This window comes from Cohnella baijiui, assembly GCF_020731285.1.
Classification (GTDB): Bacteria; Bacillota; Bacilli; order Paenibacillales; family Paenibacillaceae; genus Cohnella.
In genome coordinates this window covers 237,011-257,450 of record NZ_JAJFOW010000003.1, presented here as the reverse complement: position 1 = coordinate 257,450, position 20,440 = coordinate 237,011, and the positions used below count along the sequence as shown (strand labels likewise).

Annotated in this window: 18 protein-coding genes; 2 read left to right on the top strand and 16 right to left on the bottom strand. The window is 48.8% G+C overall.

The window, feature by feature from the left end; translation table 11 throughout:
• Positions 1-9 precede the first annotated feature (9 nt).
• The 9 genes from LKX83_RS04730 to LKX83_RS04690 all read right to left on the bottom strand — a co-directional run bounded on the left by LKX83_RS04730 (position 10) and on the right by LKX83_RS04690 (position 9,969).
• The gene (locus LKX83_RS04730; protein WP_227881005.1) at positions 10-879 is read right to left on the bottom strand and encodes a hypothetical protein; all 870 of its coding nucleotides are present in this window, start codon (positions 877-879) and stop codon (positions 10-12) included.
• The gene (locus tag LKX83_RS04725; protein ID WP_227881004.1) at positions 876-2,000 is read right to left on the bottom strand and encodes an NAD(P)-binding domain-containing protein; all 1,125 of its coding nucleotides are present in this window, start codon (positions 1,998-2,000) and stop codon (positions 876-878) included. The genes LKX83_RS04730 and LKX83_RS04725 overlap by 4 nt, the downstream gene beginning before the upstream one ends.
• Positions 1,954-2,955 carry a prolipoprotein diacylglyceryl transferase gene (locus LKX83_RS04720; RefSeq protein WP_227881127.1) on the bottom strand — a complete coding sequence of 334 codons (1,002 nt, stop codon included), beginning with the start codon at positions 2,953-2,955 and terminating at the stop codon, positions 1,954-1,956. Before LKX83_RS04720 ends, LKX83_RS04725 begins: the two co-directional genes overlap by 47 nt.
• 520 nt (positions 2,956-3,475) lie before the next feature.
• Positions 3,476-4,792, bottom strand: a complete 1,317-nt coding sequence (locus LKX83_RS04715; protein WP_227881003.1) for an ADP-dependent glucokinase/phosphofructokinase — start codon at positions 4,790-4,792, stop codon at positions 3,476-3,478.
• A gap of 36 nt (positions 4,793-4,828) precedes the next feature.
• Positions 4,829-5,665, bottom strand: a complete 837-nt coding sequence (locus tag LKX83_RS04710) for a carbohydrate ABC transporter permease (RefSeq protein WP_227881002.1) — start codon at positions 5,663-5,665, stop codon at positions 4,829-4,831.
• A 1-nt stretch (position 5,666) separates the two neighbouring features.
• A complete protein-coding gene (locus LKX83_RS04705) occupies positions 5,667-6,548 on the bottom strand; it encodes a carbohydrate ABC transporter permease (RefSeq protein ID WP_227881001.1) in 882 nt (293 codons plus the stop codon).
• Between the two features lie 70 nt (positions 6,549-6,618).
• Positions 6,619-7,983 carry an ABC transporter substrate-binding protein gene (locus tag LKX83_RS04700; RefSeq protein ID WP_227881000.1) on the bottom strand — a complete coding sequence of 455 codons (1,365 nt, stop codon included), beginning with the start codon at positions 7,981-7,983 and terminating at the stop codon, positions 6,619-6,621.
• 65 nt (positions 7,984-8,048) lie between these two features.
• Positions 8,049-8,927: a ketose-bisphosphate aldolase gene (locus tag LKX83_RS04695; protein ID WP_227880999.1), complete on the bottom strand. Its 879-nt coding sequence runs from the start codon at positions 8,925-8,927 to the stop codon at positions 8,049-8,051.
• A gap of 289 nt (positions 8,928-9,216) precedes the next feature.
• Positions 9,217-9,969, bottom strand: coding sequence for a DeoR/GlpR family DNA-binding transcription regulator (locus LKX83_RS04690; RefSeq protein ID WP_227880998.1), 753 nt, complete (start codon positions 9,967-9,969; stop codon positions 9,217-9,219).
• Positions 9,970-10,320: 351 nt separating this feature from the next.
• Here LKX83_RS04690 and LKX83_RS04685 point away from each other — a divergent pair, with 351 nt between their 5' ends.
• Together LKX83_RS04685 and LKX83_RS04680 are read left to right on the top strand one after the other, a co-directional pair.
• A complete protein-coding gene (locus tag LKX83_RS04685) occupies positions 10,321-11,223 on the top strand; it encodes a ketose-bisphosphate aldolase (protein ID WP_227880997.1) in 903 nt (300 codons plus the stop codon).
• Positions 11,198-11,740 (top strand): D-lyxose/D-mannose family sugar isomerase, encoded by a 543-nt coding sequence (locus LKX83_RS04680; protein ID WP_304518292.1) that lies wholly within the window; start codon positions 11,198-11,200, stop codon positions 11,738-11,740. Before LKX83_RS04685 ends, LKX83_RS04680 begins: the two co-directional genes overlap by 26 nt.
• A gap of 160 nt (positions 11,741-11,900) precedes the next feature.
• On the opposite strand, the gene LKX83_RS04675 is transcribed toward LKX83_RS04680, so the two are convergent.
• The 7 genes from LKX83_RS04675 to LKX83_RS04645 form a co-directional block, all read right to left on the bottom strand.
• Complete coding sequence (locus tag LKX83_RS04675; RefSeq protein ID WP_227880996.1) at positions 11,901-13,253, bottom strand: Nramp family divalent metal transporter; 1,353 nt, start codon at positions 13,251-13,253, stop codon at positions 11,901-11,903.
• Positions 13,254-13,543: 290 nt separating this feature from the next.
• Positions 13,544-14,629, bottom strand: coding sequence for an SIS domain-containing protein (locus LKX83_RS04670; protein ID WP_227880995.1), 1,086 nt, complete (start codon positions 14,627-14,629; stop codon positions 13,544-13,546).
• A gap of 74 nt (positions 14,630-14,703) precedes the next feature.
• Entirely contained in the window at positions 14,704-17,103 is a 2,400-nt protein-coding gene (locus tag LKX83_RS04665; RefSeq protein WP_227880994.1) for a glycoside hydrolase family 9 protein, read from the bottom strand.
• A gap of 20 nt (positions 17,104-17,123) precedes the next feature.
• On the bottom strand, positions 17,124-18,080 hold the full coding sequence (locus LKX83_RS04660) for an ROK family protein (protein ID WP_227880993.1): 957 nt from the start codon (positions 18,078-18,080) through the stop codon (positions 17,124-17,126).
• Between the two features lie 73 nt (positions 18,081-18,153).
• Positions 18,154-18,564 (bottom strand): VOC family protein, encoded by a 411-nt coding sequence (locus LKX83_RS04655; protein ID WP_227880992.1) that lies wholly within the window; start codon positions 18,562-18,564, stop codon positions 18,154-18,156.
• Positions 18,565-18,616: 52 nt separating this feature from the next.
• A complete protein-coding gene (locus LKX83_RS04650; protein ID WP_227880991.1) occupies positions 18,617-19,600 on the bottom strand; it encodes a zinc-binding dehydrogenase in 984 nt (327 codons plus the stop codon).
• Positions 19,601-19,631: 31 nt separating this feature from the next.
• Positions 19,632-20,438: a sugar phosphate isomerase/epimerase family protein gene (locus tag LKX83_RS04645; protein ID WP_227881125.1), complete on the bottom strand. Its 807-nt coding sequence runs from the start codon at positions 20,436-20,438 to the stop codon at positions 19,632-19,634.
• Positions 20,439-20,440 lie beyond the last annotated feature (2 nt).

Here is a 20,440-nt window from a genome sequence, read left to right as displayed (position 1 = left end):
TAACCCCGGCTATTGCACGTTAAAATCGATGGAATGGAGATACGGGCAAGTAATCCACACGACAATCGCTGCATCTTTCGGAAGCCTTCCGCTTTCGAGGACATCGTACAGATGAATCGTATGGATCGGGTCGAGCCAAACCCCCGTATGTCGATGAAACCGAACCGCCCGGTTCCGATATTGTTCCATCGTCAGGCGGAACGGGCGGATGAACGCGACTTCACGATATCGGCCATATTTCATCCTTAATAGCGGGACGGATAACCGATACCCGGTCGTTACGCCGATGAAGGAATGGTTCATGGGCGCTGATCGGGCTTTCCGATGCAGAAAGCCGTCGAGCATGTTCCCTGAAGCGATCGGAAATACATGCACGATTGGACATTCGACGTGATATTCCTGCAGTTGTTGAATACACTCGCTGAACGCCGTTTCAAAAGGATTAGGCGATAAGGGAACCCGGCCGCCGATCCCGATCGTGCGAACGCCGCGGAACGGGAGCCACTTGTAAGCAAAATACTTGGCCAGCTGAATGAGGGCCGGAGCCCGACTGATCGTAACGCGATGGTGATTCAAGTAAAGCTTCCTTCCCCGATCCGCGTAGGCTGTCGTGCTGGCCGCTCGCTCGAGAAAGTGAAGATGCTTGGCGCCTTTCCCATCGTTCTCTCGCAGAAATTGCAACAGGATTTGAAACGTATGCGATCCGGGATCGGACATGGCAACTAGGCGGTCCACATGTCCGTACCGGTCGAAAAAGGCTTGGAAGCGGCGGACTTTATTGCCTCCGTCCGGTCGGATCAAATCTTCCCGCTTCAAAAAAATCGGCGCTTGGCGCGAAAAAGCATCCCATCTTTGCAACGGCGACAAAGGAACGATCATGGACACAATTCTCTCCCTAAAGTAAGCGTAGCGTGTCTCGCTCCGATCATGAACCGCTGTGCGGGGCCGTAACGGGGCTCCGTGATTCCGCCGACCATATACAGCTTTTCCACGCTCGTTTCAAATCGGAAATTGACGATCGGGATGCCGCCTTCGACTTGAATGGCTCGCCGAAGACCGGCATCCAGGAAGCGGAGTGCATCCAATCGGTAGCGGAAGCCCGTCGCCGCGATAACCCCGTCATAGGACTCGTTCAATACGTCCGATTTGATGGGTCCATCTTTATCCTCATACAACTTCAAGTCGTTTACGTCCGCATAGACGGTGCGAAGGTCGTTCGATTCCCATACGTTTTTCATATCTGGCGTCATGGTCGTCTCGACGAATTTTTTGCCGAGCAGCGATTTGATCCGCGGCGGCAGGAAATAGTAATACGGAGAGGCGTACAGGATGAACTTGAACGCCGGTTTTGGCAAATTGATCGGTTCGGAATAAAACACGGGTTGCTTGCGCATCACCCAGGTGACCTGGTTTTCCTTGGACAAATGGGCGGCGCATTCCGCGGCGGACTGCCCTGCTCCGACAACGAGCAGGCGCTTGTTTTTTATGTTTTCGTAGTCCGCTACCTGCCAGCTATGCAACACGAGGTCGGATCTCAGCGACGCCAGACCCTCCGGAATCACGCCGTGATTTTCGATGCCCGTGGCCATGATGCTCGCTTCGGAGATTACTTGCCGCCCGTCTTCCAATGTGTGCACGAATAATGCCCCCTGCTTTTTTACATGCACCACTTTTTGCCGTTCGATGGGAAACGGCAAGCGCTTCAACACGTCCCGCAAATAATCGCGAAATACCGAAGTCGAGATGCGGTGGTTTAACAGCTCGTCGGCTCGGTCGGGGAATTTCTGCTGGATATAGCGCTTGATGTTGAAAGTATTATCTCGCGTATAGATCTCGCTCGTATGATAGTCGGAGCGAATCGACATGGAGCCGAGCGTATGATCGAACCAAAGCGAGAAGGGTTGCCCCGCGATTACGAATGGCACTTTGAGCCGCCAAAGCTCATAGGCAAGACTAATGCCGTATGGACCGGCTCCGACGATCATCACGGTTGTGTTCATGTGTCCCCCTTTCCGGAATTGGAAATCTTCCTAATGTTTTGCCGTGAATCCCGTATCCGACGAACATGATGGCCCCGATGAGCAGAACGACCTCTATCAAGTACGGAGTATGGAACAATAGCTGATTCACGGATTTCAGCGAATGCGGCTCGGATAGCGAACTGCGCTGCAAAAATAATGGATCGGCAGCTTTCCCGAATAACAGCAACGGAATTGCCGAGAGGATCGCCATCACCGAAAAATAATAGGTAATCCGGTTTCTCTTTTGGCGGAAATAAATGTCCGCGCGAAACCATTCCATCATGATGCGCGTCGCTCCATGGTAGATGAAAAACCCGATTGTAATGAGACCGTTGGGCAAATGTAAGGGAATGAGGCACATCAAGGTCGTAAAAGCGGCTAGATTGATGCCGGACTTGTAGAGCTGTACCGGATGAACGCGCACGCCTTGAAGCTCGGGATGAAGCCGCAAAATTTTCGATTTCAAGTTTGTGTAGGCGATTCCCCATCGGGAAGTCGTTGTTTTCCCGTAGCAGCACCCGTAATTAAAACAACCGATTCGTCCGAAAAATTGTCCCAACAACGTACCGAAGCAAAGACCGTCCCAAACGAAGCTGAGCGGGATGTTCGCAACGGAAGCGTATAGAATCGACCATAGGACGGCACCTATGATTCCGCCCTGGAAATAAAACCCGGTTTCGGACATATATTTTTTGGGATTCCGGAAAAATTTTTTGCCGAGCGCAATCAGATGCATGAGCCTGGCGCCGGCCCAAACCATCACTCCCCCGACCGGCAGCATGTAGTAAGTGCTTTCCGAGACGGCATATCCGTGAATGAACAAGTAGTAATAAAAAGCGGTTAGAATCGACATCGCGTTCAAGGCGCTGAATATTCCGAAATAGACGATGTGGAGTTTTTTTCCGCTATAAAGAATCGGATGGTCCTGTACCATTTTGATTGCCCGGAGCAGCACAGACGGTTTCTTTTGCATACCCGTTTACGCCATGGACTTGCCGGCATAAAGCCGGATGAACTGACGAGTTCCCTCCGTTCTTCTTGAATATCAGCGTGTATTTCAATACTGCTTTCCTTATTCAGTTTAATGGTTATTTCTAAATGGGCTCTAAACGTAAATCTAAAAAAAGTAAAAAAGGGAATGAGCCGCTTGATGAATCGCCACCGGAGCGGTCGTTGTTTATGCCACAAAAATAAAAAACCCTCTCATCCAAGAGAGGGCAATCCACGAACGAACTTATTGCGTTTTGAGCTCTCTTCTAGCCAACAACCAGCCTACCGCAATACTCATGATTGGCATGGAGAGATACCTTAAGCCGATTTGACCCAGATAATCGAGGAACGATATCTTCATCCACGGCAACAATACAAGCGCATCTTCCTGCATTGACTATACGGGTCAAAGCATGAATTACGCTTGAGCTTCAACAGAAATGCAGCTATATTTCGCGAATGTGTTACATAAAACAAATTTGGACGCCTGCTACAAATGAATCGCCTAATCCAATCGTATACCGGGGCTTATCGATATACTTGGTAGGAACGATTATGGCCTCTCCAGCATATATACTCTTATCTATTATTTCCTTATTAAACACTCCCTTTTCGCTCAGAGGAAGCTCTATCACTTTTGATATCTCTTCCTTAGAACCATACCAACCAACCATAGCTTTTGCAGTAGCAAGCATATTTCCATAGATGAGACCGCTTTCGATATCAATTGGAAGCCTATCTCCTACATACAAAGAATAATCCTTTGTATGTACAATGATGCCCTTGCTCATCCTAAATTTCTCTTTAAGGTATTTTATCCCCTCCACGCATGAGATGATATCATCAATCTGAATAGGGAAATTATACATACTTAGTGTATAAGCCAGCTCTTCTTCATTCATGCAAACCATATCCACTTCGGAATAGATCGTTTCGATGCATAATTTTCTTATTGCATCACTGTGATAATGAGCATCCTCAAAAAACACGATACCCGACTCGTTATTCGCCTTATACTTTCTTATATGTTGTCTTACATCATCTAATCGTTTTTGTAAAATTTCTTTGTCCTTAAGGGCATTGAAGCTAGAAAGTACGTTACTGCTGATATCTTTGGCATACCTCTCAATATACTCGAAATAGGGCTTCGAGAACGGCATGATTTCGTTTACCGTAATCCTTGTAATAATCAAACGATTCGATATCGGTATCGCCAGCTCTTGATCTCCTAAACGGATCATGTCTCCTTTTTTAAACTGTATAATGTAGTGTAATTCTTGTTCGGATTTTTGTGTCACTTGGTTTGTATGAATCAAGCTGCCGTCAGCAGACACTGTATAGATGCGCGGCGAATCAAGAATTTCGCAAACCTCTTTGGAATCATCGGTCAGATGAATAACGGAGGGACATCCAACGGCAGCTAATGCCATTGCCGCTTGTGCTGCAGTTCCTCCTATACCGTACTTCGTCGCAAAGAACTTCTCGATGATTTCGGTATCTTCTATCTCAACCTCGCCGCCAATTCCCTTCCCGCAAAAATAAACCAAAGTGCGAATAAAATCCTGTACTGTTCTTATAACCTTTGATGCTTTCATGTTACGCAAGTCTTCTCCCTGCATAAATTCTTCAAGGAGATGATTTAAAATATCCATCTGAAAATCGCATAAAACATCCAAGTTGCTTGTATACCCCATAGCAGGCATTTTTCCGTTGTTTTTTCGGACATTGATGTTCTCATCCATTTTGATATAAAGTTCGGCATACTTCTCTTCTATTCTCATGATTATGTCCCTCTGCGGATTTTAGATTTTCGTTACTTAGTGCTTAACAGCTCCGGATGTCATCCCTGCAATGAAATATCTTTGGAAAAATAAGAACAGGAGCAATACCGGCAACGACCCGAGTACGCTCATCGCCATCATCTGGTTCCATTCATACGCATGCTGGCCCATGAGCAAGCTAATTCCTACAGGGACCGTTCGATACTCATTCGTCTTTGTTAAAGCTAAAGCAAACAGATATTCGTTCCATGACTGCATGAAGGTATACATTCCTACGGAGACTAATCCGGGAACCGATACCGGAACCAATACCGTCCAGAGCGCTCTAAACCTGGATCCGCCATCCATCATCACCGCTTCATCCAAGTCTTTAGGCAACGTATTCAAATATCCGGTCATCATTAAGATTGCATAAGGCAGCGTAAACAACAGATAGGTTAGAATCAACGCGCCATAGGTGTTATATAATTTCATTGTTACAATCAAACTCAAATAGGGAATTAATAATGTGATAGGCGGCACCGCCTGAACGCTTACAATAATGGTGTTGATTACATTTTTGCCCCTAAATTTAAACCTGCTGAAGCTGTAAGAAGCGAGAATACTTATCGCTAAAGTCAAAATAACTGCGGTAAAAGCTATAAAATAGCTATTTACGAAAAATCTGATTTTTTCCGGATTTTTGAAAATCTCCACGTAAGCATCCACCAAGAAGTTCTTGGAAATCCACGTTGGCGGCCATGCGAAGATTTCCGAGTTTGGTTTAAAGGAATTCAAAACCATCCACAAGATAGGGAAACCTGAAAAGAGGGTTCCAATCATCAACAGGGTTACAACCAGAACTTTAATATACCCGCTTTTTCCTCCAACCATATTATTCCTGCCCTCTCTGATGGCGTACATAAAAAAACGCGACAATCGAACAAATCACTAACAAAATGACCGCGCTAGCCGAAGCCTGAGAATATTGATACTTGCTAAACCCTAATTTATATATAAACGTACTAAGCATCTCAGTCGAATGAATGGGGCCTCCGCCAGTCGTCATCCAAATGAGGGCAAATTGTTGCAAGGTCCATACAAAATCCAACATTAATAGACTGATTAGAATTGGTTTTAACTGCGGAATGGTAATGCGGAAAAAATGCTGTACGGCGCTTGCACCATCAATCGCGGAAGACTCATAAAGGTCAGAGGGGATTCCTTGAAGCCCGGCTAAAATACTTACCATATAGAATGGATATCCCGCCCAGATGTTAATGATCGTAACCGAAAGCAACGCAAAATCTCTTGAAGCCAACCATTCTACCTGGGTACTGTTTAAATTAAATATTTCCAATAAGTAGTTAACAACGCCGTGTGGATCCAGCAGCATTTTCCACAGAATGGCAATCACAGACGCCGTGAACATCCATGGCAAAGCAAAAATTACTCTGAATAAAGCTTTTGTTTTTGCGCTTAGGTATTTTGTATTCAATAGCATCGCAAATGTCATCCCAATAAACAAATGAACAATCACACTGCCGCCAACAAAAATCAACGTATTCTTTGCAGCCGCTGAAAAGGATTTATTATGGAACACTTTTGCAAAATTTTCGAAACCTATAAATTGAGGATGTTTATTAATAATTACATTATCGTAAAAGGAATAACGAACAACCATAATGATGGGTATGATTAACAATATGACCATTAAAATAATGGTCGGCGCGAGATAGAAATAGGGCTCGGACCTTCTTATTTTCTCAACTCTCACCTGCTAAGACCGCCTTTCTAGAACAGGGATGTATGTCAGACATACATCCCATTGATGAATCATGCAATGATTATTTAAATGCGTCTTGCCAAATATTTTGCGTTTCGGCCAACATATCGGTTGCCGAACTTGTATCTCCGCCTAAGTAAAGCTGCAGTTGCTCGTCAAAAGATCTCATTAATTCTTCTGAAGTAGGAAGTCCTGTAAATTCGTTAACCGCATAACAAGTCTTATAGATATCATACGCCTTCAAGAATAACGGATCCGCTGCCGAATAATCGGGTTCTGCTTTGGAGTTGCCGGGGAAGGCATTGGCATAAACCGCCAGTTTTGCGTTAACTTCAGGACTCATTAAGTATTCAACGAACTTCATGGCTTCTGCCTTGTATTTGCTGTTTTCTGCAATTCCAATGCCCCAATTCGCTACGTCCATGCCGCTTTTTCCAGCAAAACCATCTTTCACGGGAACCGGAATAATGTCGAAATTTAATTGGGGTGCTTCTTTTTTAATAAGCGTCAAATGAGCCAGAGAATCCGTCATAAATGCTACGCGGCCATTTGTAAACTCTCCGACCATGTCCGCTTCTTTCATCGAATTCGAGCCTTTAGCCACGACGCCGGAATCAAACAAACCTTTTACAAACGCGACAGTCGCGCCTAAGTCTGCGTTGTTCGTCAGTGCAGGCTTACCATCCTTTAACATAGACCCGCCCGATGCCCATAACCAACTCATAAAATTGTTTTGAATACCGCTTGGGGATTCTGTCGACAATGGGATCGCCCATCCTGCCTTGCCTGTTGAAGTACTAATTTTTTTAGTTGCTTCCTTAAATTCAGACCAAGTCTTCGGTATCGATTCAACGCCGGCTTCTTTTACGATATCTAAGTTTACATACATCGGATACGCGAAGTTTACGACAGGAATCATATAGGTGTTTCCGTCAACTCTAATTTGATCGGACAACTGGCTATCATCATATCCATCCGCTTTCATTAAATCTGTCAAATTGGCGATGGACTCGTGTTTAGCAAAATCATATACCCAAGAACCATCAAGACCAACAACGTCCGCCATTGTTCCAGCCGCCGCGCCGGCTGCAATTTGCGTTTTCGTATCCGCATACGGATTACTTAAAAGTTTGATCTTTACCCCCGTTTGAGCGGTGAACCCATCAACGATTTGCTGAAGAACGCCATCCGGCAATTCTACTCCCCACCACTGTTGGAACTCTAACGTAATGTCTTTTTTGCTGCCTTTTCCCCCAGTGTTGGAATCATTTGCAGCGGTCTCCGTTTGATTCTGAGTAGCAGTTGCACCATTGTCGCTTGATGAACCCGAACAGCCTACAAGCGCGATCATAATACTCGCTATAAATAATATGGAAAACGCTGTCTTGTTAAGCGCTTTCAAATGATCCAATTTAAACGGATTCAACCCATAAAACCTCCCCTACTTTTTATTTTTCATTAAGACTTTCCGAATGGATTCCACAAAAAAACTTACAATGCCGTCACTTGATACAAGCTAGCCTTGCCCGCGGAACCGAACAATTGCATCTTATATGCAATTACCGTCATAGCGGCTTGGGTTGAACTCGGAAAAAGCGCATCCGGCTCATAACCATTCGGATTGTTGTTCAAAGTATTGCGAAGTTCCGAAAAAAACGCCCGTTTCATTTCACTGGAGAGATTGATCTTGCCCACACCGTACTTCGTGGATCCCCGAATATCCTCTTCCGAGTTGTCGGATCCTCCATGCAAGACAAGCGGAATATTTACTTTTTCATAGATTTGAGACAAACGATCGATCTGGAGCTTAGGCTTCATCGATTTGGGATAGAACCCATGAGAGGTACCGATTGCAATGGCAAGCGTATCGACATTCGTATGATCCACGAAGTCTTTCGCTTGATCCGGATCCGTATACAGAATCTCCTCCGCTCCGCCTTCTGAACTCGTGCCTGTGTTCCCGATGGTACCGAGTTCCCCCTCAACGGAAACCCGTTGTGCATGAGCGATTTTCACGGCTTCCTTGGTCAGCTCCACATTCTTTTCGTAAGGCAGATGAGATCCGTCAATCATGACGGATGTAAATCCATTCCGGATAGCTCGAACAACATCATCGATATCGCGGCCGTGATCAAGATGGATTACGATCGGCACGCTAGCCCGCTGCGCCGCTTGAACGCAATAGGCGGCAAAGTCGTCTCCCATCAGGTCAATTTCATTCGGATGGATTTGAAGGATGGCAGGGGAATCCGCTCTTTCCGCCGTCCGAATGACAGCCCTTACAAATTCGCTGTTCGCAATGTTGAAGGCCCCCACTGCAAATTTTTCCCTATACGCTACGCGAAGCAATTTATCCATAGTCGTCAACATGTGAACACCTCCCCGTTATTTTTGCTTTTCGAACAGTTCATACCGGAATCCCTTTTTCTGCTCGCTTCCCTTGGCTTCACTCCTTACCATATCTTGTTTGTTCTCACCTCAAGAGTAAACATAATGTGTTTTTTTGTCAATATAAAATGATCAATATGAACATATTTTTAATAATTTTCTTCGATAAATGTTTGTTTTGTTTATTTGTTCGGTGCCTGCATAAACTAAAAAGGGAACGGTTGCAACCGTCCCCCTTACCAACCTTTCATTATACGGAACAAGTCGCCGATCATACTCTAACCAGTTCGGTGCCGTGCTCTCTCAACATGTCGCGCCATTCATCGGAAACGCCGGAGTCGGCGATGACCTGATGGGCTTGGCTAAGCGGCGCAAAAAAGTTCAGCGAACGGTTGCCGAATTTGGTGGAATCAGCCACGACATACGTTTCGGCGCTCGCCTTGCCCATCATTTGTTTGATTTCCGCTTCGGCAAAGCTGGTGGTGCTGAACCCTTTCTCCGTGATCCCGCCTGTCGCGATAAAAGCTTTATTGACGTAAATATTCTCGAAGAAGTCTCTGGCAACACTTCCTACAAAGGATTGGGAGCTGTGCCTCAATTCTCCCCCGCACATCACCAAGGAAACGTGCTCCTGCTCCCTCAGGCGATAAGCTGCCGTCAGTGAGCTGGTAATCACCGTAATGTCCCGGATCTGAGCTTCGGCGATGGCGATCGCGATCTGATACGTTGTCGTGCCGGAGTCCAGGATGATCGTATCTTTAGGCTGAAGCAGATTCAAACAATACTGCGCGATTTGTTTTTTCTCGTCCAACTGCACCGTTTCCCTTTTATCCAGCGGCGTTTCATCCAGAATGCGAATGCCGCCGTGAAACCTTTGGAATTCTCCGGACGCTTCCAGCTTCTGTAGATCCCGGCGGATCGTCATATCGGAAACCTGAAAATAATCCATTAATTCCTGAACGGAAACCGTGCCTCTTTGTTTGATCAGCTCCGAAGCTTTCTCCAGCCGTTTATTGGTAAACATGGGCCTTTGCCTCATCCTCCTCTTATCCACCCCACAATTCAAACGCCTGTGCGTATGTGAATATAATAGATGAATTTTTTTTGAGTCGTCAATGCAAATTCGTCAAAATCAAACACCAAAAACAAACACAACGCCAAAATTCACCCCTATAAAAAGTTTGAATTGTGTTGACACTTCGTTTTTATGGTCTTAATATGAACATAAATCGAACAAAACATTCATAATTACGAACGTTCCGAGCAGTCGACGAGATTCAGGAACATGAAGGTCGCTGAATGAATGGGGAGAACCCGCCGAATGGCGTTTTCTTAAATGAAAACAAATCACCTGAGACAGAGGGAGAGACAAACCATGTTGATTACGATGAAAGAATTGCTGACTGTCGCTTACAAGAACAAATTCGCCGTAGGCGCCTTTAATGTCGGCAACGGCGAGTTTCTGCGAGCCATTATGGAAACGGCCGAAGAGAACGATTCACCGGTGATTCTGGCCATCCACCCTTCAGAGTTGGAATTCCTGACGGACAGCTTTGTGGCATACTGCCGCGACATCGCTAATCAGGTCAAAGTGCCGGTCGTCATTCACCTTGATCACGGCGGCAACACGGCGCAAATCGTCCGCGCGATCCGCTGCGGATTTACTTCCGTCATGATTGACGCTTCAACGCAAACGTTTGACGAGAATATCCGGATCACGAAAGAAGCCGTCGCTATCGCCCATTCCGTCGGCGTCTCGGTCGAAGCGGAATTGGGTACGGTTGGCCAGGCGGAAGGCAGCATGGAAGGCGGTCATGACGAAATCCTTTATACCGATCCTCTGGAGGCTAAAGAATTCGTAGAGCGCACCGGGATCGATTCGCTCGCCGTCGCCATCGGAACGGCACATGGCATGTATCCGAAGGATCGGGTACCCAAACTCCAATTGGACCGTCTAAAAGAAATCGCCTCCCTCGTATCCGTCCCCCTTGTCCTGCACGGCGGTTCGGACAACTCCTCGGACGAGGTTGCAGCCTCGATTCAGTTGGGGATCAGCAAAGTAAATATATCCACGGAAATGAAAAAAGCCTTCTTCGGCCAACTCCGCGCCAAATGCGAGGAAATGCCGAAGCAGGTTGAGCCCACTGTCCTTTTCCCTTCCGCAATCGAAGCGGCCAAAGCGCTTATTCTGAAGAAGATGCAATTGTTCGGTTCCGTTGGCAAAAGGAATCTTTATATCAATGAGGTGCAGGATGATTACGCGCGAATCGGCCAATGAAGCGCGGAAAATGACTGCAAAGATGCTGGGGAAAGCCGGGGTCGTGCTTACTCCCGAGGAATACCCAAACCTCGAAATAACGGACTTCGGGTTGGGTAAGCTGATAAATACCGGATTGCAATTGTTCACTTATGTGAATACGCCCCGCTACTGCGCCAAAGATTTGGTGCTGTTTCCGCGGCAAACATGCGCCGAGCACCGCCATCCGCCGGTGGACGCGGGTAATCCCGGCAAGCAGGAGACGTTTCGCTGCCGTATGGGCATCGTCTATTTATATGTAGAAGGAGAGCCGACACCGAATCCGCAGGCTGTTCCGCCCGAGGGAGACGAGCCTTTCTATACGGCTTGGCACGAGGTCGTGCTGCGGCCGGGAGAACAATATACGATTTCGCCCAATACCCGTCACTGGTTTCAGGCCGGTGACGAAGGGGCCGTCGTAAGCGAATTTTCCTCCTTAAGCTTGGACGATAAGGATCTATTTACAGACCCGAGAATTGTTCGGGTTCAAAGCGAGTAGTGATTATAAAACCATACGATTTCATTTGAAGAAGGAACGGGAAAGACGGGGGCTGCAGCTTCCGTCTTTTTTCTTTTACCCGTTCCTACTAATTATATTGCGCAATGCAACAGCATGATCACATGGCCGCCAACAGACAAATGAGCAAATCCTTCGTAGGTTAACCTAAATCATGACCGGTTACGACGATGTAACCGACAAGGAAAACATTTAAAGCCAAAATGACAGCTGCGGCAAGCCACGATGCTACTTTAACCCAGGGTCGGTTTGCAAACTCCCCCATCTTCCTTTTATCGCTTGTGAATATGAGGAGCGGAACGACGGCAAAGGGCAGCTGCAGACTGAGTACCACCTGGCTCCATAAGAGCAAATCTCCTGTCCCCCTCGATCCGGCAAGCCATGTCACAATAAATGCGGGCACAACTGCGATTAATCGGGTAATCATGCGGCGGAGCCACGGGGAGATTCTTAGCTGTATGAACCCTTCCATCACGATTTGTCCGGCTAACGTTCCGGTAATCGTTGAATTCTGACCGGAGGCAAGCAAAGCGACCGCAAATAAGGTGCTCGCGATCCCTACGCCTACGGTTGGGCTCAACAGCTCATAGGCTCCTTCAATTTCAGAAACGTCCAGACCGGTTCCGTAGAAAGCGGCCGCACCCAGAATCAGAATGGCGGAATTGATTAGGAAGGCAATAAATAGCGAAATATTCGAGTCCCATACAGAGTACTTCAACGCTTCTTTTCGCCCTTCTGTATTACGCTTGAATTGCCTCGTTTGCACGATAGACGAATGCAAATAAAGATTGTGCGGCATAACCGTTGCGCCCAAAATGCCCAAAGAGATAAATAACATCTCCGGATTCGTCACAATTTCAAATTTCGGAACATACCCGCCCAACAGTGCAGATACCTCCGGCTTGGAAACGATCATTTCAAACACAAACACGCCGAATATCGTTGCCATGAGAACGATAACGATCGATTCAATAATTCGAAACCCTTTTTTCTGTAATAACAATAACAGCAGCACGTCTAGTGTTGTAATGAGAATACCGAGCAGCAAAGGGATCCCGAATAGCAAATTAAGTGCGATGGCCGATCCGATGACCTCTGCCAAATCACACGCAATAATCGCGATCTCCGATAAAATCCATAAAACAAAGGACGTTCTTTTACCGACCGCGTCTCGAGTCGCCTGGGCTAAATCCCGACCCGTTACAACCCCTAATTTCGCTGCCAATGCTTGGAGTAACATTGCAATTAAGTTCGAGATCAGAATAACGGACAACAGGGTGTAGCCAAAGCGTGCTCCCCCGGCAATCGATGTCGCCCAATTGCCCGGGTCGACATAACCGACGGCTACAAGCGAGCCCGGCCCGGCAAAAGCAATGAACTTCCTCCAATATCCGGTTTTGCTTGGAATTTGAACGGAATTATGAACCTCTTCCAAGCTTACGGTAGAGCTTGGCCGCAGCCAGCCCTTTTTCCCATACTCGACTTCACTGTTCATTGTCGTCACGCTTTCTAAAGATATTGTATTTGTTTCCCTAGGTAAACATTTTTTAATACACACAAATCTTATTCCCTCGGGCAATTATTTGCAAGTCTTTTTTAGCGAAATTTACATCACTTTGAAGGTCAAATGATGCTTCTTAACAGACAATAACGATAATGAAATTTCGTTCGCGATAGGGCGAGCCGGATACACGTATAAAAAAAGATGTCCCTCATCATCCAATGATGACGAGGGACATCCTCTTACTGTACTATCCTTTTATGATATAAAGCCTGCTGGATTCCTTATGCGTAGTCTCCCGGCTGTGTCTTGCTCTTCATTGCTACCCCAAAGTCGGTATAAATCCGCTGGGTCAAATCGATTCCTCTTGCTCCCGCAATATGATGAGCCAAAATCTGGAACGGAATAATCATTATGAACGGAGCCATGAACTCGTCCAGCTTCACCTCCAGACCAATCGTACGGTCATTCTCCGCTTTACCTAACGTGACGGTATAGGTGTAGTTCGTAATCCGGCTCTCGTACGCAATCAGCAGCTCCATCCGCTCCTTGACCGGGCTTTCTGTTTCAACGAAGAAAATACGGTGCTCCGGATTGACCTCCAGATACGGTCCATGCATGAAGGCCTCCAGATCGATCCCCTGCGACGGCATCCGAACCGTTTCTGAAAATTTGGTTTCAAATTCCTTCACCGTTCCGACGGTAGGGCCGTAACCAACAGCGGAAAATCTGGGCGCGCTCGCCAAATTTTCCTTGTGCTGCTCGAAGAACACCTCTGTTTTGGCGATCGTTTGCGGAATAGCGGCTATCGCAGCGCGGAATTGATCGAGATGGGCCTGCTCCTCCTGTTCCGTCAGCGTTTTTTTCGCTACTGCCGTCTTAAGGCCGGCGAGCATCAGCGTCAATACGGTAGCGATAAACCCTTTGGTCACGTAGCCGACTCTTTCCTTGCCGCAGCCGATATCAAGCGTCAGATCAGCCGCTTCGGAAATGGCCGTCGTCACATCGCACGTGAAGGCGACCGTTTTGAGGCCTGTTTGCACTCGAATCCGGTTCAAGGCGCCGATCGTCGAAGTGCTCTGGCCGCTTTGCGAAATGCCGATGACCAGATCGCAGTGCGGACTGATTTTATCGTAATGCGTGAAATTGAACGGTTCTTTGACGTCAATGCGCACATCCGCCACTTTCTCGATATAATATTTGGCGCTTAGCGCGGCATTGATACTTGAACCGGTCGCCAAAATAAGCCATTCCGTCTTCTTGTCCGCCGCCAACTCCGCGAAGGCATCCACGTTGCCCGGGTAGCTGCCGAGAATGCCTTCCGTTACCGCCTGCTCTTCTTGAATATAGGTCATCATTGTCGGTTTCATCGATTCTTCCTCCTAGCCGACAAGACTGACCGGCAGATCGCGCTGCCGGTCAGCCTAGTCGCATTATGGTCTGCTCAAGCCTCGCTCCGCTTGTCGTACGCGTACAAGTCGGAGAGCAGAGACAGCCATTTGCCTGCTAGACCGACCCATACTTCCTTGTAGGTGGCGTTGTTCATTTGCGGCCAGTATGGAATATCCTCGTTCTCGAAGGTTTGTACGCCTACCGGAATTTCGCCTACGATTTCTCCGCTAAGCACGCTGTATTGCTGGGCGAAGTTATAGCCTTCGCCGTACATTAGCGATTGACCGAACGGATTCTTGCCTACTACCCACTGCAACTGACTCTCGGCAATCGAGATCAGCTCCCGATCCTCAAGCAGCATGCCTGCCAGGGACGCGGCCTTGCCGGTAGAAAGGACGATCGCCGTGTTGCCCTTGAACGAGAACCAGACCGGAAACCGCTTCAAGTAATGGTAGTCGTTCAGACGGACCCCCTGCCTCAATTGCTCCGTATACAACGCTTTCGCTTCCTCCCCCACCAACAAATGCTGGAGCTCGAAGCTTTCACGGTCCTCATTCTCATCCACATGGTAAATGCCGCTTGAAATCATGGGATACGGCGCTGTAAAGGCTGTCAGAAACTTGATATATTCCCCGTAGCTTCGGACGGATTCCATCCAGCTATCACGCTTGGCATGCTCAGGCTGCGTCTTCAGAATTTCGCTGAAAGCCTGCAAATACACATGCTCTCTAGCCTGGTGGTTGAAATGCTGAATGACCTTCTTCTCCGGCGTCCGGTAGAAAAAGCCGGCTACGGTCTTGCCGTCATCGGTGTGAATGCCGGCAAGCTCTTGCGAATCGATCACATAGTCTAAATATTCGACAGCCTTGATTGCATAGGAAGCCTCGCCTGTCAGCCGGTATTGGAGCGATGCCGACCATGAAGCCGTCGCCATGAACAAGCTTTCCGAGCTCATGTAGGTGTGCTCCCAGAAGATAGGCTTCGGCGCAAAGCTTCTGAGCTCGAATTGCTCGACCGCATATTTGAAATCCTGGATCGCACAGGCTGCTAATTTATCCTTCAGCAGATCCCCATCCTCCATGAACATGGCGATCTGCGCTTCGATGCCGGAGAGGATAAAGTTTTCATACGGGTTGTTGTGCACGCGGGCAGTCATATCGTCCATATTGCCCATGATGCCGTCCGACCAGATTCGGATCCCAGCGCTTGTAGCCCGGTAGCCGTCGCCGAATCGGGTCTTCAGAATGAAGTCCACTCCCCATTCTCCCTCTTCGACAAGTCGAAGATACAGCGGATAGTTGCGCTCCTTCACCTGATAGGCAATCTCGTAGAGGGCGAATGCCACCTCTGCCGTCTGCACCAGTTGCTGGGATACATCGCCTGCATCATGCCATCCGCCATTGAAAATAATCGTTCCGCCGTTATGCCGGGCGAGAATATCCTCATGGCAGCTTCCGTGAATGCCGTGCACCGGACAGCCGCAGCGCTCGCAATAGATAAAGTTAATCGATTTCCAGATCGAATCTTCCCATCGGTCCGCCGCGCCGCCAATCTCGAAGGGTTTTGTCAGCAGCTCGCCCACCCGGACGATATACTTCCCTTTCTCCTTAAACGCGGAAAAGTCCACAACGGAGAAACTGCCGATGGAGGTGCTCGCATGATTAACGGGGCCGGTGAACTTCTCCTCTCCCGTCTCAAGCTCGATAACGGTGAAAGACGATGTGTGTTGCTCTGCCAAAATCATCGTTTTAGGTTGCTCCACACTGTAGCCGTTATGGGAAAAAATAATATCCTTGCTTCTTGGCTGCCATCCTTTCGAAATGTTCGGATAGGCTACCTTTTCCAGGAAGACGTTGCGAATGCGAAATATCATCGTATCGCCGGTCGCACGGTCTTTGCCGTACATATCATAGCAAAACGCAAGCTCGGTAATCCCGTCCCGCGGCAAGTCCGGAATTTCCATCGAGCATACATTCCATTGGCGGTCTTTCAAATTGATGACATTGGAGCCTTCACGGTGATAAATATCGGGAATTTTGATCGTACCGTCATTTTTTAGGGCTACTTTCATATGCGGGTTCGACATCCCGCTGCAGTCCGGGTAAATTTCGAAGGAAATCCGGTTGAAATGCTCCCAGTTCTCATGATCGAATGTCCGATAAACGCCTACATGCCCGTAAGTGCAGTAATCTCCGTCGCTAGGCGAACCCTCCGGCCACGTATCCATATCAAACGGAGAAGTCAGCTGCAACAGACCGCCTTCAAGCACGCTTGACGCCCCGAGTCCACGATGCATCCACCGATCGCAGCCCGCGGCCTGATCGAGAATGACTACCCTGTCCAATACTTCCTTCTTCAAGCTGTCCGCTTCCAATGACGCACTCTCGTCCACCTTCAGCGGTCTGTGAATCAGATTTGAAAGTTCAAGTTCACGCGCTATTTTCGATGCCATGATTCCTTTATCCCCCCTTTTTAGGCTTCCGGCTTGGACATCGTTCTGATAGCCAGCCATGCAGCGCCCTTCAATCCGATAATGGCCTCGTCGATCGCCGTCTTCTTCACGCCGTTGATAACGAAACGCATCGTCTTCTCCTGCAACCTGATCTGCAGCTTGTCAATGAACCAGCTACCGCTAACAACACCGCCGCCAAGTACAACAGTGTCCGGATCGGAGAAGCGGACCATATTCATAATCGTTTCCGCTACAGCCTGCAGCGCAGTATCCACAACCTCCGCACAGAGCGGATCACCGTGATCGTAGCCTGCAAAAATCTCTTCGACACCTACGCGGCCTTCATTCGGGATGACAATGGGCGAATCGGGATAGGACGGCTTCAGCGCAACGATCCGATTGTGCATCCCGAGCCCGGAAGCCAACGGCTCGACGCAACCCTTCCTTCCGCAGATGCATTGAACATCGCTGTCATAATCTACCACATGATGCCCAACCTCGCCCGCATTGAAATGCCGGCCGATAATCGGCTCGCCGTTTACTACGCAACGGGCGGCAATCCCCGTACCGATATTCATATAAATAAAATTGTCCGAATAGGTACCGCAGCCCCATTTCTGCTCCGCGAGCGTGGCACAGTAGACATCGTTGCCGATTGTGCACGGCATCTCGAACAGCTCGCTGATCTTCCGGGCGAGCGCGATCGGCTGGCTTCTGGAAGGATCGATTTCGAGCCAGACGCCCTCGCTCGTATCGACCCGTCCTACTACGCCGATCCCGATCGCCGCCGCTTCGCGCCGCAGTCCCACATGTTTGATATAATCTCCGAGGGCTGCCGCTAACGTCTCGAATACTTTTTCTTGCGATACTACCGTCGATGCATAAACCTTGCTTTCGAGCACTTCACCGTCCAGCGAAACCTCCCCGATCAAGATTTTGGTTCCTCCCAAATCAACAGCCAGTACAGACTTCTCCATCGTGGTTCCTCCTGATAGCACTTGCTTTTTTGGCGCAGGAACGGAAGACAAATCATGGGGCGAAGGCCTGTTTTTAATGGTCATCCTGAATGAACTCGACGAGCTCGCCGCCCGGCGCGCGAACATAGCAGAAGCTCAAGCTGACGATTTCGCCCGAGCGGGCCGGAATGTTACTATGGCGCGGAACGCCAAGAGGCGTTGCTCCCGCCGCCACGGCCCGGCGCACCGATTCCTCGATATCCATCGTTCGAACTGCCAGATGCTCCCATATCCCATCGACAAATTCCCTCTTCGTCTCGAAGATTTCCAGGAAATCGCCATCGCCCAGATCCACCAGCACCGCATGATCCTCGGCCCCATCCTTGCCCCATTCCACGACAAAGCGTGCGCCAAGACCTTCTATGTAAAACTTGACTGTACTTTCGATATCCCGTGTCTTTAGGCAAACATGATGGATACCCTGCTTTTTAGTTGTCGTATACATGATCTCACTCTCTTCCCGGAATTGTGATGAGCTGCCGACGGCAAGCCGGTATTTAAACCGAGCTCCAATCAAAAATAACGCAGGGTTTCGTCAATGTGCCGCCGGCAATTCCCGCATACACTTCTCCGCATGCGCTTGGCGCATAGCTATCATAAATGTTCTCTACCTGGATCAGCCCGTCGCGAATCCATTCCATTGCTTTCCTAATGCTCCCATGATTGCTGTTAGGATGGAACTCCGAAGAATGTCGCGGGAGGGACCATTCCCAGCCGGAATTAACCTGGATATATCCATAGAAAATGCTGCGAAGCAAATCATGCGCGAACTTGTCCGTCGAACGGTACCAAGGCACGCCGATCAGATACAGTTCCCCGCCCTTGCGCAGGTTGGCAAGCAAGGAATACACCGCCTCTTCCCTGCCGGAGCAATCCATCGCCAATCCAGCCGTTCCTTTCAGTACCGGCACTTCATCCGGCGAGGCATATACATGGCGCAATCCGCAAGATCGGGCTGTTGCTCTGCGGCCCTCGTTCGGATCAAAGGCATAGACCTCATAGCCGCAATGCTGCATCACTTGCGCGCACATGAGGCCCACAATGCCAAGCCCCGTTACCATAACCGATTCCGTCGGGCGGATTCGGGAATGAATCATGGAGGTCATCGAGACAGCCGGGAATCGGCCAATCACGGCATGCTCCGGCTTCATTCCCGCCGGGACAGGAATGTAATCATGGAATTTGACCCGGCTGTATGCCTGATGCGGGGACAATGCCAGCACATGTTCGCCCACTCTCGCATTTGTAACCTCTTCACCCGCCTCAAGCACCTCGAGAATAGCGGCATAGCCAGTCTCAACCGGATACTTCATCCCTCCGGAATAGTCCATATATGCGCCCATCTCCGAGCCATTCGATATGAGCGATACGATCGTTCGCCCTAAAATTTCATCGGCTGCAAGCGGCGACGGCTCCCAATCGCCCTGCACAAGCGATGCTTGCTGCTTGCCTGTGAATCTGATTGCCTGATTGGTCTGCATCACCGTAACATCTCCCACTGGTTTAGTAACGCTAAACTTCTCTGTCTACAGCCGGCTGAAGCTGCCCCAGCTGCTCCAGCAGCCCGGCATAACACCGCTCCGCGCCATCAAACTGGGGATACTCGGTCTCCGATTCATGCTCTACAATCAGCCATTCGGTTCCCGAGCGGCTGCATGCCTCAAGAATAGCCGGCCAATCATTGTCATCCATAGCGCTGCCGATGAATGTCTCGTGGCCAAGCTTACGGGAGAACGGCTTGCAATGCACAAGCTGTACTCTCCCCGGGTGATCTGCAATAGCCTGGGCCGGATCAGCCTCCGCTTCCATGCAATTGCCTGTATCCAGTTCCAGTAGGATGCCGGAATGAGTATGTTCGCTAAGAAGCGACCACGGCGTTGACTCGCCAAAATGCGTATGAAATTCATGCGCATGAGTATGGTAGCCGATGCGGAAATTCCGCTCTTCCACCTTCCTCGCAAGTTCATTGATGCGGACTGCATATTGCACCCACACATCCGCGCAATCCTCGCTCATCTGATGTCCAATTTGCCAAGGCCCGCCCAAGGCCGGGATGATCATATTGGTCGTTCCGGCGCGGGCATGGTAGTCCAGCGTTGCGTCAATCGTATCTGCCTGCAGCCATTTCCATTCCGTATGCCAGCCGCAGTTGACGAGTCCGATTTCCTTCAGCAGTCCATTAATCTTCTCCGGCTCATGAATGAACGGGCCATAGAATTCCACCCCTTCATAGCCGATTGCCTTGACTCTGCGCAGCGTCGACTCCAGGTCGCGCCGAAGCTCCTTGTATACCGAATACAATCCTAATGCCACTGACATCG

What these genes read in the sequence shown, in the direction of transcription:
- LKX83_RS04730 (WP_227881005.1), bottom strand. Translation starts at nt 879, where the DNA reads ATGATCGTTCCTTTGTCGCCGTTGCAAAGATGGGATGCTTTTTCGCGC.
- LKX83_RS04725 (WP_227881004.1), bottom strand. Translation starts at nt 2,000, where the DNA reads ATGAACACAACCGTGATGATCGTCGGAGCCGGTCCATACGGCATTAGT.
- LKX83_RS04720 (WP_227881127.1), bottom strand. Translation starts at nt 2,955, where the DNA reads ATGGTACAGGACCATCCGATTCTTTATAGCGGAAAAAAACTCCACATC.
- LKX83_RS04715 (WP_227881003.1), bottom strand. Translation starts at nt 4,792, where the DNA reads ATGAGAATAGAAGAGAAGTATGCCGAACTTTATATCAAAATGGATGAG.
- LKX83_RS04710 (WP_227881002.1), bottom strand. Translation starts at nt 5,665, where the DNA reads ATGGTTGGAGGAAAAAGCGGGTATATTAAAGTTCTGGTTGTAACCCTG.
- LKX83_RS04695 (WP_227880999.1), bottom strand. Translation starts at nt 8,927, where the DNA reads ATGTTGACGACTATGGATAAATTGCTTCGCGTAGCGTATAGGGAAAAA.
- LKX83_RS04690 (WP_227880998.1), bottom strand. Translation starts at nt 9,969, where the DNA reads ATGTTTACCAATAAACGGCTGGAGAAAGCTTCGGAGCTGATCAAACAA.
- LKX83_RS04685 (WP_227880997.1), top strand. Translation starts at nt 10,321, where the DNA reads ATGTTGATTACGATGAAAGAATTGCTGACTGTCGCTTACAAGAACAAA.
- LKX83_RS04680 (WP_304518292.1), top strand. Translation starts at nt 11,198, where the DNA reads ATGATTACGCGCGAATCGGCCAATGAAGCGCGGAAAATGACTGCAAAG.
- LKX83_RS04675 (WP_227880996.1), bottom strand. Translation starts at nt 13,253, where the DNA reads ATGAACAGTGAAGTCGAGTATGGGAAAAAGGGCTGGCTGCGGCCAAGC.
- LKX83_RS04670 (WP_227880995.1), bottom strand. Translation starts at nt 14,629, where the DNA reads ATGAAACCGACAATGATGACCTATATTCAAGAAGAGCAGGCGGTAACG.
- LKX83_RS04665 (WP_227880994.1), bottom strand. Translation starts at nt 17,103, where the DNA reads ATGGCATCGAAAATAGCGCGTGAACTTGAACTTTCAAATCTGATTCAC.
- LKX83_RS04660 (WP_227880993.1), bottom strand. Translation starts at nt 18,080, where the DNA reads ATGGAGAAGTCTGTACTGGCTGTTGATTTGGGAGGAACCAAAATCTTG.
- LKX83_RS04655 (WP_227880992.1), bottom strand. Translation starts at nt 18,564, where the DNA reads ATGTATACGACAACTAAAAAGCAGGGTATCCATCATGTTTGCCTAAAG.
- LKX83_RS04650 (WP_227880991.1), bottom strand. Translation starts at nt 19,600, where the DNA reads ATGCAGACCAATCAGGCAATCAGATTCACAGGCAAGCAGCAAGCATCG.
- LKX83_RS04645 (WP_227881125.1), bottom strand. Translation starts at nt 20,438, where the DNA reads ATGTCAGTGGCATTAGGATTGTATTCGGTATACAAGGAGCTTCGGCGC.